General features: G+C 69.4%; 19 protein-coding genes. 7 read left to right on the plus strand and 12 right to left on the minus strand.

Going from position 1 to position 22,206, the window contains the following annotated elements; translation table 11 throughout:
- Positions 1-16: 16 nt before the first annotated feature.
- The 3 genes from M5E06_RS29060 to M5E06_RS29070 form a co-directional block, all read right to left on the minus strand.
- Positions 17-2,083: a putative bifunctional diguanylate cyclase/phosphodiesterase gene (locus M5E06_RS29060; protein WP_252141230.1), complete on the minus strand. Its 2,067-nt coding sequence runs from the start codon at positions 2,081-2,083 to the stop codon at positions 17-19.
- A gap of 500 nt (positions 2,084-2,583) precedes the next feature.
- Positions 2,584-3,219, minus strand: coding sequence for a LysE family translocator (locus M5E06_RS29065; RefSeq protein ID WP_109150448.1), 636 nt, complete (start codon positions 3,217-3,219; stop codon positions 2,584-2,586).
- A gap of 152 nt (positions 3,220-3,371) precedes the next feature.
- Entirely contained in the window at positions 3,372-5,285 is a 1,914-nt protein-coding gene (locus tag M5E06_RS29070) for a hypothetical protein (protein WP_252141231.1), read from the minus strand.
- Between the two features lie 328 nt (positions 5,286-5,613).
- Here M5E06_RS29070 and M5E06_RS29075 point away from each other — a divergent pair, with 328 nt between their 5' ends.
- Positions 5,614-6,384 (plus strand): DUF1194 domain-containing protein, encoded by a 771-nt coding sequence (locus tag M5E06_RS29075; RefSeq protein WP_109076502.1) that lies wholly within the window; start codon positions 5,614-5,616, stop codon positions 6,382-6,384.
- Between the two features lie 9 nt (positions 6,385-6,393).
- On the opposite strand, the gene M5E06_RS29080 is transcribed toward M5E06_RS29075, so the two are convergent.
- A complete protein-coding gene (locus M5E06_RS29080) occupies positions 6,394-6,582 on the minus strand; it encodes a hypothetical protein (protein WP_109076510.1) in 189 nt (62 codons plus the stop codon).
- A gap of 415 nt (positions 6,583-6,997) precedes the next feature.
- Between M5E06_RS29080 and M5E06_RS29085 the strand changes: the two genes are divergently transcribed.
- Genes M5E06_RS29085 through eat form a run of 3 tightly spaced genes read left to right on the plus strand, consistent with a single transcriptional unit; the run spans position 6,998 to position 10,615 of the window.
- Entirely contained in the window at positions 6,998-8,389 is a 1,392-nt protein-coding gene (locus M5E06_RS29085) for an ethanolamine ammonia-lyase subunit EutB (protein WP_252141232.1), read from the plus strand.
- Positions 8,389-9,153 (plus strand): ethanolamine ammonia-lyase subunit EutC, encoded by a 765-nt coding sequence (eutC, locus tag M5E06_RS29090; protein ID WP_252141233.1) that lies wholly within the window; start codon positions 8,389-8,391, stop codon positions 9,151-9,153. Before M5E06_RS29085 ends, eutC begins: the two co-directional genes overlap by 1 nt.
- Before the next feature lie 49 nt (positions 9,154-9,202).
- Positions 9,203-10,615, plus strand: a complete 1,413-nt coding sequence (gene eat, locus M5E06_RS29095; protein ID WP_252141234.1) for an ethanolamine permease — start codon at positions 9,203-9,205, stop codon at positions 10,613-10,615.
- A gap of 189 nt (positions 10,616-10,804) precedes the next feature.
- Here eat and M5E06_RS29100 read toward each other — a convergent pair whose 3' ends face one another.
- The 4 genes from M5E06_RS29100 to M5E06_RS29115 form a co-directional block, all read right to left on the minus strand.
- Positions 10,805-12,031, minus strand: coding sequence for a polyhydroxyalkanoate depolymerase (locus M5E06_RS29100; protein ID WP_109150442.1), 1,227 nt, complete (start codon positions 12,029-12,031; stop codon positions 10,805-10,807).
- Positions 12,032-12,284: 253 nt separating this feature from the next.
- Entirely contained in the window at positions 12,285-13,094 is an 810-nt protein-coding gene (locus M5E06_RS29105; RefSeq protein ID WP_252141235.1) for an endonuclease/exonuclease/phosphatase family protein, read from the minus strand.
- Positions 13,091-15,379 (minus strand): VTT domain-containing protein, encoded by a 2,289-nt coding sequence (locus tag M5E06_RS29110; protein WP_252141236.1) that lies wholly within the window; start codon positions 15,377-15,379, stop codon positions 13,091-13,093. The genes M5E06_RS29105 and M5E06_RS29110 overlap by 4 nt, the downstream gene beginning before the upstream one ends.
- Positions 15,380-15,780: 401 nt before the next feature.
- On the minus strand, positions 15,781-16,521 hold the full coding sequence (locus tag M5E06_RS29115) for a sensor histidine kinase (protein WP_252141237.1): 741 nt from the start codon (positions 16,519-16,521) through the stop codon (positions 15,781-15,783).
- Between the two features lie 221 nt (positions 16,522-16,742).
- Here M5E06_RS29115 and M5E06_RS29120 point away from each other — a divergent pair, with 221 nt between their 5' ends.
- Both M5E06_RS29120 and M5E06_RS29125 read left to right on the plus strand, forming a co-directional pair.
- Positions 16,743-17,774, plus strand: coding sequence for an esterase-like activity of phytase family protein (locus tag M5E06_RS29120; RefSeq protein ID WP_252141238.1), 1,032 nt, complete (start codon positions 16,743-16,745; stop codon positions 17,772-17,774).
- A gap of 102 nt (positions 17,775-17,876) precedes the next feature.
- Entirely contained in the window at positions 17,877-18,788 is a 912-nt protein-coding gene (locus M5E06_RS29125) for an EamA family transporter (RefSeq protein ID WP_252141239.1), read from the plus strand.
- A gap of 10 nt (positions 18,789-18,798) precedes the next feature.
- Here the strand turns inward: M5E06_RS29125 and M5E06_RS29130 are convergent, their stop codons facing one another.
- The 3 genes from M5E06_RS29130 to M5E06_RS29135 all read right to left on the minus strand — a co-directional run bounded on the left by M5E06_RS29130 (position 18,799) and on the right by M5E06_RS29135 (position 21,138).
- Complete coding sequence (locus tag M5E06_RS29130) at positions 18,799-20,598, minus strand: sensor histidine kinase (protein ID WP_252141240.1); 1,800 nt, start codon at positions 20,596-20,598, stop codon at positions 18,799-18,801.
- A gap of 125 nt (positions 20,599-20,723) precedes the next feature.
- The gene (locus M5E06_RS35685; RefSeq protein ID WP_286209027.1) at positions 20,724-20,846 is read right to left on the minus strand and encodes a hypothetical protein; all 123 of its coding nucleotides are present in this window, start codon (positions 20,844-20,846) and stop codon (positions 20,724-20,726) included.
- A gap of 112 nt (positions 20,847-20,958) precedes the next feature.
- Complete coding sequence (locus M5E06_RS29135; RefSeq protein WP_252141476.1) at positions 20,959-21,138, minus strand: DUF3553 domain-containing protein; 180 nt, start codon at positions 21,136-21,138, stop codon at positions 20,959-20,961.
- Positions 21,139-21,261: 123 nt separating this feature from the next.
- Here M5E06_RS29135 and M5E06_RS29140 point away from each other — a divergent pair, with 123 nt between their 5' ends.
- Positions 21,262-21,945, plus strand: coding sequence for a histidine phosphotransferase family protein (locus tag M5E06_RS29140; RefSeq protein WP_252141241.1), 684 nt, complete (start codon positions 21,262-21,264; stop codon positions 21,943-21,945).
- A 27-nt stretch (positions 21,946-21,972) separates the two neighbouring features.
- Here M5E06_RS29140 and M5E06_RS29145 read toward each other — a convergent pair whose 3' ends face one another.
- A complete protein-coding gene (locus tag M5E06_RS29145; protein ID WP_169054747.1) occupies positions 21,973-22,146 on the minus strand; it encodes a hypothetical protein in 174 nt (57 codons plus the stop codon).
- Positions 22,147-22,206 lie beyond the last annotated feature (60 nt).

The following is a 22,206-nucleotide window of genomic DNA, read 5'->3' on the forward strand; positions in this document are numbered from 1 at the left end:
GCCTCACGCGGCGGCCTTATGCCGTCAGGGGCAGCGCCTCGTTGCGGGCAAAGGCGGTCATCACCATCGCTTCCGCTGCCTCGGCCGCCAGCGGGCGCGAGATCAGATAGCCCTGCAGGCAGTCGCAGCCGGCCTCCGCCAGCCAATGCCGCTGCTCGGCGGTCTCCACCCCCTCCGCCACGGTGGACAACAACAGCCGTTGGGCGAGCGCGATGACGGTGGAGGCGATGTCGGGGGCGTGCGGCAGGTCGTTGACGAAGCTGCGGTCGATCTTCAGCACATCCACCGGCAGCTGGCGCAGATAGGCCAGCGAGGAATAGCCGGTGCCGAAATCGTCGATGGCGATGCGCACCCCCAACGCCCGCAGCCGGTTCAGTGTCGGCAGATGGTGGCGCACGTCCTTCATGATGACGGTCTCGGTGATCTCCAGCTCCAGCAGGTGGGGCGGGGTGCCGTGGCGCTGCAGCACCTGCTCGACCAGCCGGGCGAAGCCGGGATCGGCGAGTTGGCGGGCGGAGACGTTGACCGCCACCGGCACCGGGCCATGGTCCAGCGCCCAGCGGGTCGCGGTGCGGCAGGCCTCCTCCAGCACCCAGCGGCCGATCTCGATGATGAGGCCGGTGTCCTCGGCCACCGGGATGAAGTCGGCGGGGGAGATCGCCGCCCCCTCGTGCCGCCAGCGGATCAGCGCCTCGAAGCCGGTCAGCCGGCCGCTCGCCGCCTCGATCTTCGGCTGATAGACCAACTCGAAGGCCCGCGCCGCCACCGCCTCGCGCAGGCCGGATTCCAGCCGCAGCCGGGTCTCGGCGCGGTCGGTCATGTCGCGGGTGTAGAAGACGAAGCGGTCGCCGCCCGCCGTCTTGGCCGCCTGCATCGCCGAATCGGCCATCCGCATCAGGCCGGTGCTGTCGGGCGATTCGCCGTTGCCCGGCAGGGGATGGACGGCGATGCCGATGCTGGCGGTGAGGTGGACGCGATGCTCCCCCACCTCGCGCAGGGAGGACAGGCCGTCGAGCAGCCGTTGCGCCACCATCGCCGCCTCGTCGCGGTCGGCGACGCGCTCCAGCACCACCAGGAACTCGTCGCCGCCCAGTCGGCCGACGGTGTCGCAGCGGCGCACGCTGGCGCCCAGCCGCTCCGCCACCCGGCAGAGCAGCAGGTCGCCGACGCCATGCCCGAGGCTGTCGTTGACCCGCTTGAAGCGGTCGAGGTCGACATACAGCACGGCCAGCCGGCCGGCGTCCGGTTCGCGTGCGCGGTTCGCCAGTTCGATGGCGTGGTCCAGCCGGTCGAGCAGCAGCGCCCGGTTCGCCAGCCCGGTCAGCGGGCAGCGCGTCGCCAGCCGCCGCAACTCGTCATGCTCGCGCTCCAGCAGGGTGAGGGTGTGGTTGAAGCGGGCGATGACGAAGCCAAGCTCGTCGTCGGCATGGCCGCGCGGCACGGTCAGCGGCTGGCCATAGGGTTTTTCCGGGTCGATCCGCGCCACCGCCCGGCCGATCTGCAGCAGCGGGCGGGTCAGCAGCCGGTGGAACACCGCCGCCATCGCCAGCCCGATCAGCAGGTTGCGCAGGGTCCCCGCCAACAACGCCGCCGAGACATAGGCGAGAAATCCCGACGCCGCCCGCCCGGTGTCGATGCCGACGATCAGCGTGCCGATGCGGGGGCTGTCCGCGACCTTCGGCGTGCTCGCCGGGGTCGTCAGGTCATGGGTCACCACCGGCCGGTCGATGAACAGCAGCGTCGTCGCCGCGCGCTCCAGCAGGCTCGTCGGTCTGGACAGGCGCTCGCGGCGGGCGAGCAGGGTGCCGTCGCCCAGCCGGATCTCCGCCCAGGCGGCGTTGGCGCGAACCATGCCCTGCAGTACCTGACCGGCCAGCTCCGCGTCGATCAGCCAAGCGGCGCTGGCGGCCGGCCCCTCCACCAGGGCGACGGTGTCCGCCACCTGGGCCAGGGCCATGGTGCGCTCACGGCTGGCGGTCCAGGCGAATTCGGCCGCGGTGATGGTCAGGCCGATGACGAAGGCGGCGAGAACCGCGTGAATCGCCTGCTTCAGCGTCAGGCTGCGCAGGACTGGGATCGCCATCGCACCGTTCCTCGGCCGCATGTTTCGCACCGCCGCCCCGGTCGGGGGTAAGCCTTTCGGCAGAGGCGGCAAGCCGAAGCATTAGTGGTGCGGGCGATGACCGGGGCGCGGCGGTTCCGTGAAATTTTTGTAACCGGGGACGGGCTCTATTGCTGAGAATGCATATTGCTGCATAGGTCCATTCCTGCGGCGCATGGCTACCATTCAGCATTGGTAATACCAGTTCGTGTGCGCCGCAGCATATCTTGGCCCTGCCCATTCTCGGGGCGTTTCCTCCCTAAACTTCAGGGCCGCGCGATTGCGCGGCCCTTTTTCTTTGAGCGGGAGGAAAGGGGTGAATCAGAGTCTGCAGACTTTGGGCCCTATCATAGACCATTCTCGGCCGTCATTCCCGCGAAGGCGGGAATCCAGCTTTTTCAGTGGCTTAGGTGCAGAGCTTCCTGGTTCCCCGCCTTCGCGGGGATGACGAACGATAACCGCGCGAAGAATCCTGCAGACTCTCAGACCCGGCGGGCGAGCGCCAGCAGGCCGCCGGCGCCGATCATCAGGCCGCCGGTCAGACGGTTCAGCGACTTGGCCGCCGACACGGTGGTCAGCTTCGCCGCCAGCCGGTCTCCGCCGGTGGCATAGGCCATGATCCAGCCGAACTCGATCACCACCATGGTGGCGACCAGCGCCATCAGCTGCGGCGCCAGCGGCGCGGCGGCGTCGATGAACTGCGGGAACAGGGCGCCCATGAACACCAGCGCCTTCGGATTGCTGAAGGCGACCAGCGCGCCGCGCAGGAACAGGCGGACGGGCGTGCCTTCCCCCGATGCGGCTGCGGCGGCGTCACGCTCGCCGGGCTGCTCGACCGGCGCCAGCCATGCGGCGATGCCGAGCCAGGTCAGATAGGCGACGCCGGCCCAGCGCACGATCTCGAAGGCCAGGACGGAGGTGGAGAGCAGGGCGCCCAGCCCGAAGGCCGACAGCGCCGCCATCACCGCCAGCGCCGCGCACATGCCGGCGCCACCCCAGGCGGCACGCCGGGCGCCGAAGCGCAGGCCGAGGCTCATCGCCAGCAGCATGTTCGGCCCCGGCGTCGCCGAGATCACGAAGGCGGTGGCGAAGAAGAAGGCGAGGGTCTGCCACATCATGATTTGCGGGCCTCAAGAACGGGGATACCGGGGGGTGGGCAACAATCGGCCGCACCACAGCAGCACGCGCCCGGCTCCGCCGCAAGCGGCTCCGGCGAAACACAGCCATGCTCGGCGGCGAGATGGCCGGCCGTTCCGGCTCACGGTCCTGCTCAGGGCGCCGCCGCCCGCACCTGCCAAGCCCGGAAGGCGAGGTTCGCCGAATCCTGGTCCGGCCGCTTGTAGGAGGCGAAGCGGCGGTCGTGAATGCGGCGCTGCGCCTCGCGCCACACCCCGTTCCAGTCGATGGCGCCGTCCGCCAGCAGCCGGTTTTCGATGATGCCCAGCAGGGCTTCGTTGACGGTCGACACGCCGATGTTCTGCGTCGCCAGCACCAGCGCGTCGGGCGCCCGTTCCAGCGTGGCGCGCAATCGCGTGTGCCCGCCGCAGGACCCCCAGAAGACCAGCGCCGTGGCCGGCGCGATCTCCGTCATGGTGGAGTCCTCGTGATAGCTGTGGCCGCGATGGATGACGACGGACGGCGTCAGCCCTTCGCGCGCCATCCAGTCCCAGGCGGCGGCACGGCCGGCGTCGCTGGCACCGGGCTCGTCGGCGACGATGACGATCCGGCGCCCATGGCGGTCCGGGCTGACGGCGACGGTGAAGCCGGACTGGCTGTGGAGCGCCCAGCCCTGGGCACGGTGCTGCCGCAGGAAGCCGCGGAAGGAGGCCCGCCCGTCGGGGTCGTCGTAGAAGGTCATCCGCTGGACGTTGATGCCGTTGCGGAACAGGCGCTGCCCGGTCAGGACGGGCAGGGCGGCCGGCGGATGGCGCTGGAGGAAGCGTTCGGCCTCGAAAGCCGGGGTGGCCGGGCGGCCCGACAGGCGCATCGCATGCAGGCTGCCGGCAAGTCCGGCCATGATCCGGGCCGGCGTTTCGTCGGTCCCGCGGTACCAGGCCGCCAACTCGTCCTCCAGGGCGGCGCGGACGGCGCGGTTGTCCAGGTCCATGGCATCGGCCAGCGCGCCGATCACCATGGCGGCGTCGGCTCCGGGAACCGGCGCGTCCTGGGCCGGCAGCAGAGCCCGCAGGCTCTCGCGCATCAGCTCCCGCGCGATGGCGGGATTGGTGCCGAACAGGCTGGCCGCCCGGCCGCCGCCAACCGTCGCCACGAAGAAGTCGGCCCACAGCGGCCGTGTCCGCTCTCCGCGCACGAAGTCGAGAAGGCTCCGCCGCTCCTGCTTGAGCTGGATTTGCAGGATGTTGACCAGCCCGTCGAGCGAGGAGGTGTAGAGCTGCGGCCCGATCCGCGCGATCAGCCCGAACAGATCCTCCGCCGACAGCGCCATGGCGATGCGGAAGCGGTCGGCCGGCGGATCGTCCACCATGTCGTCCGGCAGCGCGCCGATCTTCGGCGCCATCGCGACCGGATCGCGTGCAAGCGAGGCGGCCAGCGCCTTCGCCGCCTGGATCTCCAGCGCCCGCAGGTCGGGCTTGCCCAGGCGTTTGCGCAGTTCGTGCCGCGTTTCGTAGAAGGGCAGTCCGGTGTCGAGCGCCCGCGACAGCAGCGCGAGGTCCAGGGCGAGGGCGACGATCTCCGCGCCGCCGGGACGGCCGATCATCTGGTCCGCGGCTCCGACCGCGTCGAAGGGCGCCAGCGCCGCCGCCCCGCGCAGCGCGGCCAGCGCCGCCTCGCCGGGGAACAGGCTGGAACAGCGGAAGGCGTCCGCCGGCGACCGGCGGGCCAGTTCGGCGAATGCCTCGTCCCCGCCGGACAGGGCATCGAGGACGGCCTGGCCCGCCGGTTCATGATCGGCGCAGGTGCCGGGAGCGTCGGCGGGGCGGCCAGCAGGAGCCTGTTGTGCTGGTGTCTGCCCGGTTGGAGTCTGCCCGACAGGGGCATGCAGCTTCGGCGGAGCGGGTACGGTCAGCCCGGCGGACTGCAGCGGAGGAGGCAGGGTCTGGGCCGCCGCCATGACGGTCCAGCCGGCCGCCAGTGCCGCGCCGGCCAACCATGACAGCCGGCCTGTCCATCGGGACGGAACCGGTGCGGCGGTATGGCCGGGGAGCGAGCGGGCGGAAGGCACGTCTATGGCTGCTCGGAACATGGATGGGGACGGGGAGGGACGGGAAGGCACCGCCTTGCGGACTACCTCTTAAGGCGTAAGCTATGCAGGCAATCGGCGGTTTGTCACCTCCCTATCGGGGCGAAGCTCCGAACCGCCGCGGGGTGCCGCCGGACCGCAAGTCCGGTGGGCGGCGTGGAGTACCCCGCCCTGCCCAATCGCGACTGCCGGAATAGCCCGGCGGGGCATGGACAGGAAACGTTCGCACACCAATCCTCAATCCTTCGTCCGGCGCGGCTCTTTGTCCGGCGCGACAGGCCGGACACCGGTGGCGAGAAGGAGGGTGCGTATGCGTGCATACCGTCTCTTGGCCCATAGCCGTGCCTGCCTCCTCGCCTCCCTGCTTGTCGTCGCTCCTTTATGCCTGTGCTTATCCGCGGTTCCGGCCGCGGCGCAGACGCCGGTGGACCTGGAACTGGTCCTGGCGGTGGACGTGTCCGGCAGCGTCGACCCGGACGAGGCGAAGCTGCAGCGCAACGGCTATGTCCAGGCCCTGCTGAACCCGAAGGTGCAGGCGGCGATCCGCGGCGGACCCTTCGGCCGGATCGGCGCCACCTATGTGGAATGGTCGGGTGAAAGCTATCAGCACATCGTCGTCGCCTGGACCGAGCTGAGCGATCCGGCCAGCGTCGAGCGCTTCGCGGCGATGGTGGCGGAGGCGCCGATGACGACGGAGCAATGGACTTCGATCAGCGCCGCCATCGACTTCGTCGTTCCGCTGTTCGACAACAACGGGTTCGAGGGCATGCGGCGGGTCATCGACATTTCCGGGGACGGCGAGAACAACCGCGGCCGCCCGGTGGAGGAGGCGCGCGACGCCGCGGTCGCCCGCGGCATCACCATCAACGGGCTGCCGATCCTGAACGACCGGCCCAACCCCTGGGGCGGCGCGGCGCCGAACGACCTGGAGGGCTATTACCGCGACCATGTCATCGGTGGCCCCGGCGCCTTCCTGGTGCCCGCCCGCGACTTCGACGCCTTCGCCGACGCCATTCTCAGCAAACTGCTGCTGGAGGTGTCGGGCGTCCAGCCGGACGGTCTGGACTTCGCGGCACGCTGAGCGGGGGAGTCAGTTCACCGCCCGGTCGATGGCGCGGCCGGCCTTTTCCGCCGGACCCGGCGGGTCGATGGCGTCCTTGACGCTCTGGCCGGCGTTGTCGATGGACTCGCCGGCCCGCTCGGCCGGACCGTCCTTGTGGCAGGCGGCCACGGCGACCAGCGGCAGGACCAGGACGGCGGTGCGCAACAGCGTCAGCATGACGGTCTCCTTCTTGTGGCGCGCGGCGTCCGGTGACGGGCGGCGCGCTGCAGTGCGATAGGGAACGGGAGGACCGGGCTCTGGGTTCGCGTGGCTAGCCGATTGCACCGCTGACGCTTCCGCTTGGGCTTGGGAGCCTCCATTTCAGCTACTCCCCATGTTCGAATCTCCCTCTCCCCCCCGGGGAGAGGGTCGGGGTGAGGGGGACGCACTGCGTGGATTATGTGCGAGCGGAGAGTGCGCGATTCTTGAAGATCCTCGCCACGCGACCCCCTCACCCTAACCCTCTCCCGGGGGGGAGAGGGGATCCTGGGCAGGGTAAGCGGCTGCCCCGCATTTTGTGTTCTACGGTCAACTGCCCGCCGCGCCCGCCGTGCCACTCTGCCTGCCGTGATGAGACGGGCGGGAGGCCGGCATGGCTGGGTACCATTGCGATCTGGGGCGGCAGCGCCACCGTTTCGACGATCTGAAGGCGGTGATGGCCTGCGCCTCGCCGCGGCGGTCGGGCGACGAACTGGCGGGCATCGCCGCCGACAGCGACGAACGGCGGGTGGCGGCGCGCATGGTGCTGGCCGACCTGCCGCTGAAAACCTTCCTGAACGAGGTTCTGGTCGCTTACGAGACCGACGAGGTGACGCGCCTCATCATCGACCGCCATGACGCCGAGGCCTTCCGGCCGGTGGCGCACATGACGGTCGGGCAGTTCCGCGACTGGCTGCTGTCCTATGATGCCGACACCGCGGCGCTGACGGCGCTCGCCCCCGGCCTGACGCCGGAGATGGTGGCGGCGGTGTCCAAGCTGATGCGCAACCATGATCTGGTCTGCGTCGCCGCCAAATGCTCGGTCGTCACCCGTTTCCGCACCACGGTCGGGCTGCCGGGGCGGCTGTCGAGCCGGCTGCAGCCCAACCATCCGACCGACGATCCGACCGGCATCGCCGCCTCGACGCTCGACGGGCTGCTCTACGGCATCGGCGACGCGGTGATCGGCATCAACCCGGCGACCGACAATGTGCCGGCCTGCATCGCGCTGCTGGAGATGCTGGACGCCGTGCGCACCCGCTTCGACATCCCGGTGCAGTCCTGCGTGCTGGCCCATGTCACCACCACGATGCAGGCGATGGAGCGCGGGGCGCCGGTCGATCTGGTGTTCCAGTCGATTGCCGGCACCGAGAAAGCCAATACCGGCTTCGGCGTCAGCCTGTCCTTGCTGGCCGAAGCGCAGGAGGCGGCCAAGGCGCTGAAGCGCGGCACCATCGGCGACAATGTCATGTATTTCGAGACGGGGCAGGGGTCCGCCCTGTCGGCCGACGCCCATTTCGGCGTCGACCAGCAGACGGTGGAAACCCGCGCCTATGCCGTCGCCCGCGCCTTCGACCCGCTGCTGGTCAACACGGTGGTCGGCTTCATCGGCCCCGAATATCTCTACGACGCCAAGCAGATCACGCGGGCCGGGCTGGAAGACCATTTCTGCGCCAAGCTGCTGGGCGTGCCGATGGGCTGCGACGTCTGCTACACCAACCATGCCGAGGCCGACCAGGACGACATGGACGTCCTGATGACGATGCTGGCGACCGCGGGCGTCAATTTCCTGATCGCGGTGCCCGGCGCCGACGACGTCATGCTGAATTACCAGAGCCTGTCCTATCACGACGTGCTCGGGCTGCGGCATCTGCTGAAACGCCCGCCGGCGCCGGAGTTCGAAGCGTGGCTGGACAAGGCCGGCTGGCTCGACGAGCAGCGCCGCCTGCCGCCCTGGCCCGACCAGAGCTTGGTCGTCTCCGCCCTGCTGGGGAGTGCGGCCTGATGAGCGAGACCCCGAAAGATCCGTGGGCGCGCTTCCGCAGCGCCACCCGCGCCCGCATCGCGCTCGGCCGCAGCGGCGACGCGCTGCCGACCAAGGCGCTGCTGGAGTTCCAGCTTGCCCATGCCCGCGCCCGCGACGCCGTCCATAGTGCTGTCGATTTCGACCGGCTGGCCGCCGACCTGTCACCGCTGGAGACGATCCGCGTCCACAGCGCCGCACCCGACCGGCCGACCTATCTGCGCCGTCCCGATCTCGGCCGCCGGCTCGATCCGGCCAGCGCCGCCGGGTTGCCGGCGGGAGAGTGGGATCTGCTGTTCGTGATCGCCGACGGGCTGTCGGCCGCCGCGGTGCAGGTGAATGCCGCGCCGCTGGTCCATGCCTGCGTGGCGTGGCTGGGGCCTCTGCGCATCGGGCCGGTGGTGCTGGCCGAACAGGCGCGGGTGGCGCTGGGCGACGAGGTGGCGGCGGCCATGGGGGCCCGGCTGGTGGCGCTGCTGGTCGGCGAGCGGCCCGGCCTGTCGGCCGCGGAGTCGCTGGGCGCCTATCTGACCTGGGACCCGAAGCCCGGCCGTGCCGATTCCGAACGCAACTGCATTTCGAACATCCATGCCGGTGGCCTGTCGATCCAGACGGCCGCCGACAAGCTGTGCTGGCTCGCCACCGAGGCGGCGCGGCTGAAGCTGACGGGGGTCGCCCTGAAGGAGGACGCCCCGTCCCTTGCCGGTCCGGACAACGACAAAAACCAACTGACCGACCGGTCGTGAGAGAGCGCCGCCATCAATTCCAACGCCTTGAACAGGGGCAGGAGACAACATGTCTGGGAACACGAAACCTGAATTGAGCAAGAGCCTGAGCGGGCTCCATCTGTGGGGGATCGCCGTCGGGCTGGTGATCTCCGGCGAATATTTCGGCTGGAGCTACGGCTGGGCGGCGGCGGGGACGCTGGGCTTCCTCGTCACCACGATCCTGATCGCGGCGATGTACACCACCTTCATCTTCAGCTTCACCGAGCTGACCACCGCCATCCCCCATGCCGGCGGTCCCTTCGCCTACAGCTACCGCGCCTTCGGACCGACCGGCGGCTTCGTCGCCGGCTTCGCCACGCTGATCGAGTTCGTCTTCGCGCCGCCGGCCATCGCGCTCGCCATCGGTGCCTATCTGAACGTGCAATTTCCGGGGCTCGATCCGAAGACTGCGGCGGTCGGCGCCTACATCGTCTTCATGGGGCTGAACATCGCCGGCGTGTCCATCGCCGCCACCTTCGAGCTGTTCGTCACCATCCTGGCGATCATCGAACTGGTGGTGTTCATGGGCGTCGTCTATCCCGGCTTCTCCTGGGCCAACTTCACCGCCAACGGCTGGGCGGGGTCGCCCAGCTTCAGCATGGACGCCTTCGGCGGCATCTTTGCCGCGATCCCCTTCGCCATCTGGTTCTTCCTGGCGATCGAGGGGGCGGCGATGGCGGCGGAGGAGACCAAGGATCCCAAGCGCACCGTGCCGCGCGCCTATATCGGCGGCATCCTGACGCTGGTGGTGCTGGCCTTCGGCACCATGATCTTCGCCGGCGGCGTCGGCGACTGGAACGCGCTGTCGAACATCAACGACCCGCTGCCGCAGGCGATGAAGGCGGTGGTCGGTGAATCGAGCGGCTGGCTGCACATGCTGGTGTGGATCGGCCTGTTCGGGCTGATCGCCTCCTTCCACGGCATCATCATGGGCTATTCGCGCCAGATCTTCGCGCTGTCCCGCGCCGGCTTCCTGCCGCCGGTGCTGGCCCGCCTGCACCCGACCCGCAAGACCCCGCATTGGGCGATCCTGGCCGGCGGTGTGATCGGCATCGCCGCCATCTATTCCGACGAGCTGATCAAGATCGGTGGCCAGCCGCTGACCGCCAACATCGTGACCATGTCGGTGTTCGGCGCCATCGTCATGTACATCATGAGCATGGCGGCGCTGTTCCACCTGCGCACCACCGAACCGGCGCTGGAGCGGCCGTACCGCGCGCCCTTCTATCCGGTGTTCCCGGCGATCTCGCTTGTGCTGGCGGTGCTGGCCCTGGTGACGATGGTCTACTACAACGCGCTGGTCTTCGGGCTGTTCGTGGCGCTGTTCGCGCTGGGCTACCTGTTCCACGTCGCCACCGCCGGCATGCGGGTGAAGGCCGGCGGGGCTTCGGGGCTGGGGCATATGGATGCCTTCACCGAGGCGCGGTCGATGGTGGATTGAGAAGGGGTGGATTGAGGGGGTGGGGGTGCCTTGCGGGTGCCCCCTCCCTCCCGCTCTGGCGAGCGGGTCCCTCCCTCCCCCGCCTTCGGCGGTAGAGGGTAGATTTGCAGTGCGGCGGCAGTCCCCTCTCCCGCGGAACGCGGGGGAGGGTTAGGGAAGGGGCACCCGCAGCCGGCGCCCCTTCCGTTTTCACTCCCCGTCGTGGCTTTGGATGAAGCTGCGGATTTCCGGCAGGATCGCTTCGCGCCAGCGGCGGCCGTTGAAGATGCCGTAGTGGCCGACGCCCTTCTGGAAATGCGTCTTGCGCATCTCGTCCGGCAGCGACGAGCACAGGCGCTGGGCCGCGATGGTCTGGCCGGGGGCGGAGATGTCGTCCAGCTCGCCTTCCACCGTCATCACCGCGGTCTTGCGAACCGCCGCCGGCTCCACCTTGCGGCCGCGCGACATCATGGTGCCGTTGGGCAGGGCGTGCTTCTGGAACACCGTCTCGATGGTCTGCAGGTAAAATTCCGCCGACAGGTCCATCACCGACAGATATTCGTCGTAGAAGCGGCGGTGCTGCTCGGCCGAATCGCCGTCGCCGCGGACGAGGTGGCGGAACAGGCCGACATGCTCGTTGATGTGGCGGTCGAGGTTCATCGACATGAAGCCCGACAGCTGGATGAATCCCGGATAGACGCGGCGGAAGGCGCCCGGATAATAAACCGGGACCGTGGTGATGACGCTGCGCTCGAACCACTTCAGCGGGCGTTCCATCGCCAGCTTGACCGGCACCGTCGGGTTGGCCATCGGGTCGATCGGGCCGCCCATCAGGGTCATGCTGCGCGCCTGCACCGGCTCGTCCGCCGCCGCCATCAGCGACACCGCCGCCATCACCGGCACCGCCGGCTGGCACACCGCGATGACGTGGGTGTTCGGCCCCAGGAAGCGGATCAGCTCCGCCACCGTGTCGATGTAGTCGTCCAGGTCGAAGCGGCCGGCCGCCATCGGCACCAGCCGCACGTCGATCCAGTCCGTGATGTAGACGTCATGGTCGCGCATCAGCGCTTCGACCGTGCCGCGCAGCAGCGTGGCGTGGTGCCCCGACATCGGGGCGACCAGCAGCACCTTGGGCTGGCGCGGCGTGCCTTCCGGCTTGGCGAAGTTCAGCAGCTTGCAGAAGGGGGACTGCCAGACGAAACGCTCGGTAACCGGCACCGTCTGCCCATCGACCACCGTCTCCGCCAGACCGAACGCCGGCTTGCCGAAGCGGCGGGTCGTCCGCTCCACCAGCTCGGCCCCGGCGGCGACCGCCCGGCCAAGCTTGGTGTAGGACAACGGCATCAGCGGGTTCTGGAAGGTGTGCTGGGCGGCTTCGGCCCAGAAACGCATCGGCCGCATGGCGGCGTGTTGCATGTCGTACAGATGGTACAGCAAATCAGATCCTCACGTCACGGCTGCCCCCGGTCGGCCAGGGTCGGTTATACCTTCGATCAGCGTATTGATCGTATTACCAACCATATCCTTCGTCAGGGGTGGCGTATAGGTCAAGAGCTTCTTCGCATTTGCAAAGCTCTGTTGTTGAAAGAACATTGCACTGCACAAAAAATTATCAACCGCAACGATTCCGCTATGACCCCGGAGCGCGACTCCGTTGGTCATACTGACGTTTAGGAACAGCTGTTGACGTTCAGGGGACGGCGAGCACCGCGCGGACCGGCAGATGGTCCGATGCCCGACGGGTGAGGATGGTGCGAACCACCTCGAAAGCGGGGATTTGCAAGCCTCCCGTCACATAGATGCGGTCGAGCCGCAGGGTCGGCATGCGGGCGTGGAAGCTGCGCGGATTGGCGACGTCGGCGAAGGAGGAGGCGAGCTGGCGCAGCCGGGGGGAACTGGGCGTCCATTCGTTCAGGTCGCCCATGAACAGCGTGGGCAGCTTCGGCTGGCTTTCCACCCGCGACACAATGTCACCGACCTGTTTGGCCCGTTCCCAGGGGTCGAGGCCGAGATGGGCGACGATCACCCGCACCGGGCGGCCCTGCACCTCCACCACCGCGTCGATGGCGCCGCGCGGCTCGCGCTTGCCGACGGACAGGTCCATCGTCTCCATCGACCGCACCGGCAGGCGGGTCAGCAGGCAGTTGCCGTAATGGGCGCGCTCGCTGTGCTTGGTCGGGCCGGCATAGGCCGTCAGCCCGGTGTGCCGTTCGAGGAAGGCGAACTGGTCCATCCCCGATTCGCCGCGATGGTGCCAGCCGACCTCCTGCAGGCCGATCAGGTCGACGTCGAGGTCGCGGATCACCTGCGCGATGCGGTCGGGGGCGAATCGGGCGTCGAGCCCGACGCAGCTGTGGATGTTCCAGGTGGCGACGCTGAGCGCGGCCATGCCGTCCGGAATGGGGTTGCTGCGGCGGTCGGCACGGCGGGGACGGCGGGCGCGGGCGGCGCGCAACGCGGCGGCGATGCGCTGGACACGGTCACGGCTGAAACGGATCACGGTTCCAAATTCCTTCCCTTTGGCCTTTCGTCCGACCTGTCGTCTGGCCGGTCCTGCTTGCTCTTGCCCGGACCGTTGGCCCGGCCGGAACGGCCGAGAAGGCGGCTGGTCACCCAGCCCAGCCCGATCGCCACCGCCGCCATCCCCGCCAGCAGCGCGATGTCGCCGGCCCCGGGATTGGTGATGGTGCGCTCAAGCTGGTGCCCGAGCAGATTGAAGGCAAGGATGCCGGGCGCAAGACCGACCATGGTGCCGATCACATAATCGCCGAAGCGCAGCTTCGACGCGCCGGCGGCGAGGTTCACCACCGTATAGGGTGCCACCGGCACGGCGCGCACGCCGGCCACCGCGGCGATGCCGCTGTCGGCCAGCTTTTCGTTGATGCGGGCGATCAGCGGTCCGCCATGGCGGTCCAGCAGGTCGCGCCCCGCCATCCGCCCGGTCCAGAACATCGCCACCGCCGAGGCGACCGCCCCGGCCATCGCGGTGGGAAAGCCCCACCACGGCCCCATGACGATGGCGGTGGCGGCGATCATCACGGTCAGTGGGAACATGACATAGCCGCCGGCGACATAGGCCAGCATCAGCCACAGCGGCGCCAGCGGACTCTCGCCCAGGCTATGGAAGACGGTCAGCACGGCGTCCAGCGTCGCCCACTCGCTGAGCGCGGTGTAGCGCCACATGCCCCACAGCCCCAGCAGGGCCAGGACGCCGGCCAGCATCAGCCAGTGGCGGGTGCGCGGGATGCGAGACGGCAGAACCCGGCGGACGATGTCCACCGCGCCGACCGGATGTTCGGGATCGAAGACACGGGCGTCGGCGACCGCGGCGGCCAGCCCGTCGGGTTCGGGGTCGTGCAGCGGTTCCAGCGTCCGCCCGATCGGCTTGCGCAGCGACTCAATGGCGGCGGTGAGCGAGCCAAGCCGCCGGTGCGCCGCCGCGACCGCCGCCGCCGTGGATCCCAGATGCTCGGCGATCAGGTCGTCGCGGGTGTGCCGGATGGCGCGGCGGGTCTCCGCATGCTCCGGCCCAGGCCCGGCTTCCAGCGCAAGGTCGCACTCGGTGTCGAGGCCCATCGAGCGGTTGTTGAGGTTGGCCGAGCCGATTCGCAGCAGACGGTCGTCCACCACCATCACCTTGGCATGGACGGTGATGCAGGCGCCGCCGTCGGTCAGCGCGGCGAACAGGCGGAAGCGGCCGTGGCGGTCGGCCTCGCGCAGCTCGCGGGTCAGCCGGGCGCGGGCGCCGAGCATGACGGTGTTCTCCAGCCAGCTGGTGGTGCGCACCGGGTTGACGACGATCACCTCCGGCCCGTCCGGTTCCGCCAGCCGCGCCTTCAGCGCCTCGGCCACCGCGGTGGAGGCGAAATACTGGCTTTCCAGATAGATGACGTCACGCGCCTGGGCGATGGCCTCCAGATGGAGCGCTTCCACCTCGCGCACCGCCTCGCGCCCGTTGTAGGCGGGATCGGTGCGGGCGATGCCGACGCGCACGCCGCGCAGCATCGGCTCGAATCCGGGCGGCCAGGGGTCGGCGGCCAGCGGGTGGCGGCGGGCCGGCCGGCCGGGCGAGTGGGCGGGGGGCGCCAGCGTCTCGCCGGTGGCGCGCGCCCAGCGGTCGCGGAACATCTCCCCCAGCGCGCGGGCGGCGTCGCCGTCCACCGCCATCATCACGTCGTGGAACGGCTCGTAGGGCTTGCCGTCGGGCTGGCGCCGCCGCGGGTCATGGGCATGGTGGGCGCGGGTGTCCCAGCGGTTGGCGGTGACGTCCAGCCCGCCGCAGAAGGCGACCTGATCGTCGATCACCAGCATCTTCTGATGATGGCAGGCGCCGGTCGGATGGTCGCTGTCCAGCCGGTATTGCAGGCGCCGGTGGGTCAGCCAGTTGCGCAGCATGAAGGGGTGCGACCAGCGGGCGAGGTCGAACAGCTCGGCATAGTCCCATTTCAGCACATGGATGTGCAGGTCTGGCCGCGTCGTCGCCAGCCAGTTCAGCAGCGTGCCCAGCCGGTCGGGCCGGCGCGGGCGGCGGGTCTGCGGCATCAGCCGGATGCGGGCGTCGAAATCCCAGGCGGTCATGTAGATGCTGCGCCGGGCGCGCCGCATGGCCGCCTTGGCCAGCGCGAAATAATCCTCCGCATCGACGATGACGCCCAGCCTCGCGGTGTCCTCCACCCGCCAGCAGGTCCGCCCCGGCTCCAGGATCGGCCGCAGCACGCCGGTGGCCCCGGTGGGGGCGGGCGGCGATCCGGCTGACGGGATTGGCTGGGGCGAATGGGCGTACATGGCGTCCGATCGGCTGCGTGTCCTGGGTCATAACATGTGGGAAGGCCTTTCCTTCCCCGCCCTTCGCCATTTGGTGAAAGCCGGTGGGAATTGCAGCCACCCGAACCGCGCCGGTGGTCGAAAAATCAACCGTGTCAGGAGAATTGCAGGGCCGCGTGAATGAAGCGTCGCGGCATCAATCCGACGATGACGACGTGAGCCCCATGACGGTGAGGGATGCCGGCACTGAGGGGGACGTTTATCGTCCCCACACCAATGACAACCCTGTTTCGGCCGTCATCCCCGCGCAGGCGGGGATCCAGGGAACTCCGCAGTTAAGCGGATGAAACGACTGGATTCCCGCCTTCGCGGGAATGACGGCCGACAGGCGCCTTCCGAGATCTCTATCAGCGGAACCGCAGTCAGACCGGGAAGCTGACGCTGGCGGTGGTGCCGGCGGCGTCGCTGTCGGTGGACAGCGTGTCGCCGAGCTGGCCGGCGAGCGCCTCGGCCAGCATCATCCCGTCTTCGGACGTGGTGTCGAACCCGGCGGGCAGGGCGCGGCCGTTGTCTTCCACCGTCAGACGGGCACGGCCGCTGTCGTCCTGCTGGCGCACGGTGATGCGGATCCAGCCGTCGTCGGGGAAGGCATGGTGCAGGCAGTTCGTCACCAGCTCCGCGATGATGAGGCCGAGCGGCATCGCCTCGTACAGGCCGATCTGGATCGGGTCGGAATCGACGGTCACCGGCACGCGCGACAGGGCGCCGGGCGTGCCTTCCCGCACCGCCTCGCACAGCGCGGTGACGTAGCGGCCGAGGTCGACATGGGTGCCGGCGCCGCTCTCGTGCAGCTGACGATAGAGAATCGCCAATGCCTCGATGCGGACCATGGTCTGCTCGTAGGCGGCGCGGGCGTCGGGGTCGCGGATGCGGCCGGCCTGCAGCTTCAGCAGGCTGATGACCAGCTGCAGGCTGTTCTTGGCGCGGTGCTGCAGTTCCCGCAGCTCCGCTTCCAACTCCTGGATGCGCGCCGTCAGCCGGTCGGCCAAGGGCATGGCGCCGGCCTCGCCGCCAGACACGCCGCCAGACACACCGGACGCGACGCCGTCGCCGGTCTGGTCCGGAGGAGAATAGGCGGTCTGCGACCGCGGAAGCATCGGCATGGGAACGGGCTCGGCTCGATCGTCATGGATAGGCATCGTCGAAAACATTCGTCAATCTAAGCGCTTGTCCCGTCGACCCCACCGGTTCTGAGGGAGTAATCCGCCGCGCCTAGCCGGTATGATGGATGTGCCGTAACGGCTGCGCCGCAAGTCGCCATATGCACGCAATGATCCTCAAAAGAAAGATTGTGTCTCTCGATTGCACTGACAAGAGTGGCGCGATGACGATGCGAAAGACAGTGTTGTGGAGCCTGCTGCTGGTGGCCCTGGCCGGCGGCTGCGCCGCCGTGGTCGGTGCCGGCGGAGGGGAGCCCGAATCGGTCAAGGCCGTCGCCGTTCCGCTCGACCGCGGACGGTCGGGCAAGCTGGCGGTCGGGCCGCTGCGCTTCCTGGGTGGGCTGGACATCGCCGGGGGCGACCGGGTCGGCGGGCTGTCCGGGCTGTGGGTGGACCCGGCCGGCGACCGCTTCGTCGCCATCGGCGACACCGGGCTGGTTGTCGATGGCCGGCTGCAAACCGATGCCGGGGGGCGGCTGACCGGCCTGTCCGATGTCCATGCCCGACCGCTGACGGTGGAGGAGGGAACCTCCCACAGCAAGCGCCGCACCGATGCGGAGGATCTGACGCGGCTGCCCGACGGCGGCTGGCTGGTCTCGCTGGAACGTGACCACCGTATCCTGCGCTATATGGGTGGCAGCCGCGGGCCGGAGGGCACGCCGACGCCCATTCCACTGCCGCCGGGCATGGACAGCGCGCCGGAAAATGGCGGGCTGGAGGCGCTGACCCGCCTTCCCGACGGACGGCTGCTCGCCATGGAGGAGGGGAAGGACGACGGCCGCCGGGAACGCCGCGCCTGGATCACGCGATCGGGCTTGGCAGGAGACGGCGTTCCGCGCAGCGCCGCCGACTGGCAGCCCTTCATCTATCTCGCCGCCCCGCGTTACCGCCCGACCAGCGTCGCCCCGCTGCCGGACGGCGGCGCGCTGGTGCTGGAACGCTGGGTGTCGCTGCTGGGCGGCTGGTCGTCGCGGCTGGTCCGCGTGGCGCCGGGCCAGCTGACCGCCGGAAAGGTGGTGGAGGGCGAAGAGCTTGGGCGCCTGGAGGCGCCGCTGGTGAACGACAATTTCGAAGGCATCGCCACCCGGCCGGGGCCGGCGGGGGAAACGCTGGTCTATCTGATCTCCGACAACAATTTCAGCTCGCTCCAGCGCACCTACCTGCTGCTGTTCGCCCTTCCCGGCCCGTCCTCGTAACCGCAGTCCGACCAAAGTCGGACGGGGCTGGCGCCGCTGGGTATTTGACAGGGCGGCGGCCCTGCGGCTAGCTGGGCGGAAATGGTTGCAGGGAAAACAATCATGATGGCGAGCGAAAAGGCGGGGGCCGTTCCGGCACCGACGGTGCCGAGCGCCGGGCGGGCGGCGCTGCTGACCCTGCTGGCGATGCTGGCCTTCGCCGCGAACTCCATCCTATGCCGGCTGGCGCTGACCCAGACCGACATCGACCCGGCCGGCTTCACGCTGGTGCGCATCGCGTCCGGGGCCGCCAGCCTGTGGCTGATCGCCCGCGCCACCGGCCATGCGAAAGCGGGAGCCGGCAGCTGGCGCGGGGCGGCGGCGCTGCTGGCCTATGCCGCCGCCTTCTCCTTCGCCTATCTGACCATGACGGCGGGGACCGGGGCGCTGCTGCTGTTCGGGGCGGTGCAGGCCACCATGATCCTGGTCGGGCTTTACCGCGGCGAAAGGCTGGTGCCTCTGCAATGGGGCGGGCTGGCGCTGGCGCTCGGCGGGCTGGCGCTGCTGCTGGCGCCCGGCCTGTCGGCGCCGGACCCGTTGGGGGCGCTGCTGATGATGGCGGCCGGAGCGGCCTGGGGCGTTTATTCCCTGCTGGGGCGCACCAGCCGCGATCCCATCGCCACCACCGCCGGCAACTTCCTGCGCGCCGCGCCGATGGCGGCGGTCCTGGCCCTGCTGGCGGCGCTGGCCGGTCCGCTGTTTGGCGGAGGCGTGCGCTGGGACCAGGGAGGGCTGGTCTATGCGGTGCTGTCGGGGGCGCTGGCGTCGGGCGTCGGTTATTCCATCTGGTATGCGGCGCTGCCCGCCCTGACCGCCGCTCGCGCCGCCTCGGTCCAGCTGAGCGTCCCGGTCATCACCGCACTGGTTGCAGTGCTGGCGCTGGGCGAGCGGATCACCCCGGTTCTGGCGCTGTCGTCGGTCGCCGTGCTGGGCGGCATCGCCCTGGTCATCGTCGGCAAGGCGCGGCGGGTCTAGGGAGAGATTCTTATGCCGGGGCGGCCTGCACCTGTTCCAGAGGCCGCAGATCGTCCGGATGGGTGCGCAGCCGCGACTGCGGGAACAGCACGGTGGCGGTGGTGCCGCGCCCCAGCACGCTGGACAGCACGAAGCGGCCGTCCTGCAACTCCACCAGCGACTTGACCAGCGGCAGCCCCAGCCCGGTCCCGGCATAGCGGCGGGTGTGGGAGTTGTCGACCTGATGGAAGGGTTCCATCACCTGTTCCAGCTCAACGGCGGGGATGCCGATGCCGGTGTCGCTGACCCGCAGGCGCAGGCTGCGCGCCGCCCTGTCGGCCTCCACCGCGATCCGCCCACCCGGCGGGGTGAACTTCACCGCGTTGGACAGCAGGTTCAGCAGGATCTGCCGCACCGCGCGGGCGTCGGCATGGAGGATGGGCAGGGTGGCGGGCAGCGCCGCCGTCAGGGTCACGCCCTTTTCCACCGCCAGCGGCTCCATCTGGCGCAGGCATTCGCCGATCAGGTCGCCGACCGCCAGATCCTCCTGGTGCAGCACGTATTTGCCCGATTCGATCTTGGTGGTGTCGAGGATGTCGTTGATCAGGCTCAGCAGATGCTGGCCGGACCGGCGGATGTCGCCGACATATTCGGTCTGCTTGCCCGACATCGCGCCGAAGATGCCGCTTTCCAGCGCCTCGGCGAAGCCGATCACCGCATTCAGCGGCGTGCGCAGCTCGTGGCTCATGTTGGCCAGGAACTGGGTCTTCGCCCGGTTGGCGGCGTCGGAGACCTGCTTGGCGGCGATCAGCTCCGCCTCGATCCTGTGGCGGGCGGCGATGTCCTGGATCAGCCTCTGCTGGCTGTCGCGCAGCGCCTGCTCGCTGTTCTGGAGGTCGGCGATGGCCCGTTCCCGCCGCTCCGCCTCGCGCAGCAGGGCCAGCGTCATCGCCGCCAGCACCAGCGTCCCGGCGAGGTCGGCCGCCGCCAGCGTCATCGCCTTCGACCACCAGGGAGCCAGCACTGCGTCCTGCGACGAGGACACCGTCACCACCAGCGGCATCTCGGCGGAGGCGCGGTGGCTGAGGATGCGGCGCGGTCCGTCGACGGTGCCGTCCAGCATCGCGGTCCCCGCCCGCGCCTCCTTCAGCAGATCGGTGAACAGCGGCAGGAATTGGGCGGAGCGGCCGATGAAGCCGTCATGGTCGGGGAAACGGGCGATCACCGTCCCGTCGGAGTGATAGAGCGTCACCACCGCGTCGCCGGCCAGTGGAAGCGACTGGTAGAAGCCGCGGAAGGCCATCGGTTCCAGCACGGCGACCACCACGCCGGCGAAGCTGCCGTCTGGCGAATCCAGCCGCCGGCTCATGCTGAAGAACCAAGAGCCGGAGGTGCGGCCGCGCACGGGATTGCCGACGAAAACCCCGCCGTCGGGGACCAGCCGGTCGCGGTGGGCCATCAGGTAATCGCGGTCCGACAGGTCGACGTTCGCCGGCTCCAGCGTCTCGGTGTCGTGGATCAGCCTGCCGTCGGCGGATACCACCAGGATGGCGCGGACCAGTGGCGACAGCGCGGCCTGACGGCGCAGAAGGGCGTGGATGTCGGCATCGCCGCGGGTCCAGCTGTCGGACCTGACGGCCAGCACCTCCACGGCGCCGGCAAGAATCTTCGACACGCCGGACAGGGTGTCGCTCGCCTGGCGTTCCAGCACCAGCGCCATCGACGCCGTGTCCTCCCGCGCCCGGGAGATGGTCTGGTCACGCTGGTGCAGCAGGTCGTAGCCGACCATGGCGTTGAGGCCAAGGATCAGCGCCACACCGAATGCGCCCATTCCCCCTTTGAGACGCGAGATCAAGCAAAGCCCCGCCGTGTCCGGTCATGGATCGACCGATCCTACACCGTGCGCCGGGCAGCCGGAAGTCGCCTTTTCGTGGAATGGGGTGGGGCGATGTTCGCCTACAGGCGGACGGACGTGCTGGAATAGCGCTCCGCGGTCGAATGGGTCATGGAGTTCAGCACCGCTGCCGTGCCCAGTGCGATCACCGCCGCGGCGGCGAAGCCGAGGATCATTGCCTTCATGTGGTCTCTCCCAAACAGGCGTCCGAAATCATTCGCATAAAAGCAAAGCCGCCGGTGCCGCGCAATCCGCGCTTTCCCGGAGTGCGGAGCCCCAAACCCCCAGTGCCGGACCTCAGATCTCTTCCGGATCGACCACCGTCAGCGAGATAACGTCCGAATCGATCAGCACCTTGCCCGCATGCTCGAAATTCACCGTGATGCGGTTGCGGATGGCCGACTGCACCTGTCCCAGCCCCCAGTCGGGCTGGTCCGGGTGGCGCACCCAGGCGCCGGGCACCAGCGAATCGTCCATGTCGCGTCCCATCCATGCCGCTATTCTACATAGGAAATGCGACCGCCTGTGCGGCGGCGCCCGGAGAGTATAGAGTCTCCGGCACCGCGCCGTCGCCGTTCCTTTTTTCCCGGAGTTCGCCCTGTGACCGAATCGTCCTCCCGCCCCGTCAGCGTCGACATCCGCGTGCTGGAACTGCTGGCGTCGAAGCTCTGCCATGATCTGGTCAGCCCGGTCGGCGCCATCCGCAACGGCCTGGAACTGATCGAGGAGATGCAGGAGGACGAGGAGGGCGGTTCAGCAGTCGGCGGATTCCTGGGCGAGGCGGTAAAGCTGATCGACCATTCCTCCGGCCAGGCCGACCGCCGGTTGCGGGTGTTCCGGCTGGCCTATGGGGTCGCCGGGCGTGACCAGAAGGGATTCGGCGACGCCCGCGCCGCCGCCGCCGGCTATGTCGAGGGCGGGCGCACCCGGCTCGACTGGCCGGAGCGGGTTCCCCACGACATGACCGCCCAGCGCCGCGGCGTGGTGAAGCTGGTGCTGAATCTGGTGATGCTGGCGGATGAGGCGCTGACGCATGGCGGGCTGGTCTCCGTCGCCGCCGACGGCGACGAGACCGCCGGCCGCATCACCGTGACCGCCGCCGGGCGGCCGGGAACGCTCAACCCGGAGGCTGCGGCGGCGCTGGCCGGCACGGCGGGGGCCGAGGCGCTGACCCCGCGCACCATCCACGCCTATCTCGCCGGCCGGCTGGCCGAGAGCGACGGCTTCCGCATCGCCGTCGCCACCGAAAGCAGCGAGCGGCTGGTCTTCACCGCGGAATGGTGAGGCACTCCGCCGCTCTGACAGCCGCCTTTACAGCTGCTTGAAGATCCGCGGCTCCAGCACGACCTGCTCCACCCCGCCGGTGGTCTGGTGAGCGGTCGTGCGCAGCGTGACCGCCAGATTGTGGCGCGCGGCCTCCGCCAGCGCGGCGTTGAGGCGTTCCACGGCTTCGCGCACGGATTGGGCGAGTTCGGCGTCGGTCATCGATCCTCCCTGTGACAATGAAACCCCGATCCTACCGGTGGAAGCTCCGGGAGGACTCCC

This window comes from Azospirillum sp. A1-3 (assembly GCF_023806445.1).
Lineage (GTDB): Bacteria > Pseudomonadota > Alphaproteobacteria > Azospirillales > Azospirillaceae > Azospirillum.

Coding starts and splice junctions, on each gene's coding strand:
- M5E06_RS29060 (WP_252141230.1), bottom strand. CDS start 2,083: ATGGCGATCCCAGTCCTGCGCAGCCTGACGCTGAAGCAGGCGATTCAC.
- M5E06_RS29065 (WP_109150448.1), bottom strand. CDS start 3,219: ATGATGTGGCAGACCCTCGCCTTCTTCTTCGCCACCGCCTTCGTGATC.
- M5E06_RS29075 (WP_109076502.1), top strand. CDS start 5,614: ATGCGTGCATACCGTCTCTTGGCCCATAGCCGTGCCTGCCTCCTCGCC.
- M5E06_RS29080 (WP_109076510.1), bottom strand. CDS start 6,582: ATGCTGACGCTGTTGCGCACCGCCGTCCTGGTCCTGCCGCTGGTCGCC.
- M5E06_RS29085 (WP_252141232.1), top strand. CDS start 6,998: ATGGCTGGGTACCATTGCGATCTGGGGCGGCAGCGCCACCGTTTCGAC.
- eutC (WP_252141233.1), top strand. CDS start 8,389: ATGAGCGAGACCCCGAAAGATCCGTGGGCGCGCTTCCGCAGCGCCACC.
- eat (WP_252141234.1), top strand. CDS start 9,203: ATGTCTGGGAACACGAAACCTGAATTGAGCAAGAGCCTGAGCGGGCTC.
- M5E06_RS29110 (WP_252141236.1), bottom strand. CDS start 15,379: ATGTACGCCCATTCGCCCCAGCCAATCCCGTCAGCCGGATCGCCGCCC.
- M5E06_RS29115 (WP_252141237.1), bottom strand. CDS start 16,521: ATGCCGATGCTTCCGCGGTCGCAGACCGCCTATTCTCCTCCGGACCAG.
- M5E06_RS29120 (WP_252141238.1), top strand. CDS start 16,743: ATGACGATGCGAAAGACAGTGTTGTGGAGCCTGCTGCTGGTGGCCCTG.
- M5E06_RS29125 (WP_252141239.1), top strand. CDS start 17,877: ATGATGGCGAGCGAAAAGGCGGGGGCCGTTCCGGCACCGACGGTGCCG.
- M5E06_RS29130 (WP_252141240.1), bottom strand. CDS start 20,598: ATGGGCGCATTCGGTGTGGCGCTGATCCTTGGCCTCAACGCCATGGTC.
- M5E06_RS35685 (WP_286209027.1), bottom strand. CDS start 20,846: ATGAAGGCAATGATCCTCGGCTTCGCCGCCGCGGCGGTGATCGCACTG.
- M5E06_RS29135 (WP_252141476.1), bottom strand. CDS start 21,138: ATGGACGATTCGCTGGTGCCCGGCGCCTGGGTGCGCCACCCGGACCAG.
- M5E06_RS29145 (WP_169054747.1), bottom strand. CDS start 22,146: ATGACCGACGCCGAACTCGCCCAATCCGTGCGCGAAGCCGTGGAACGC.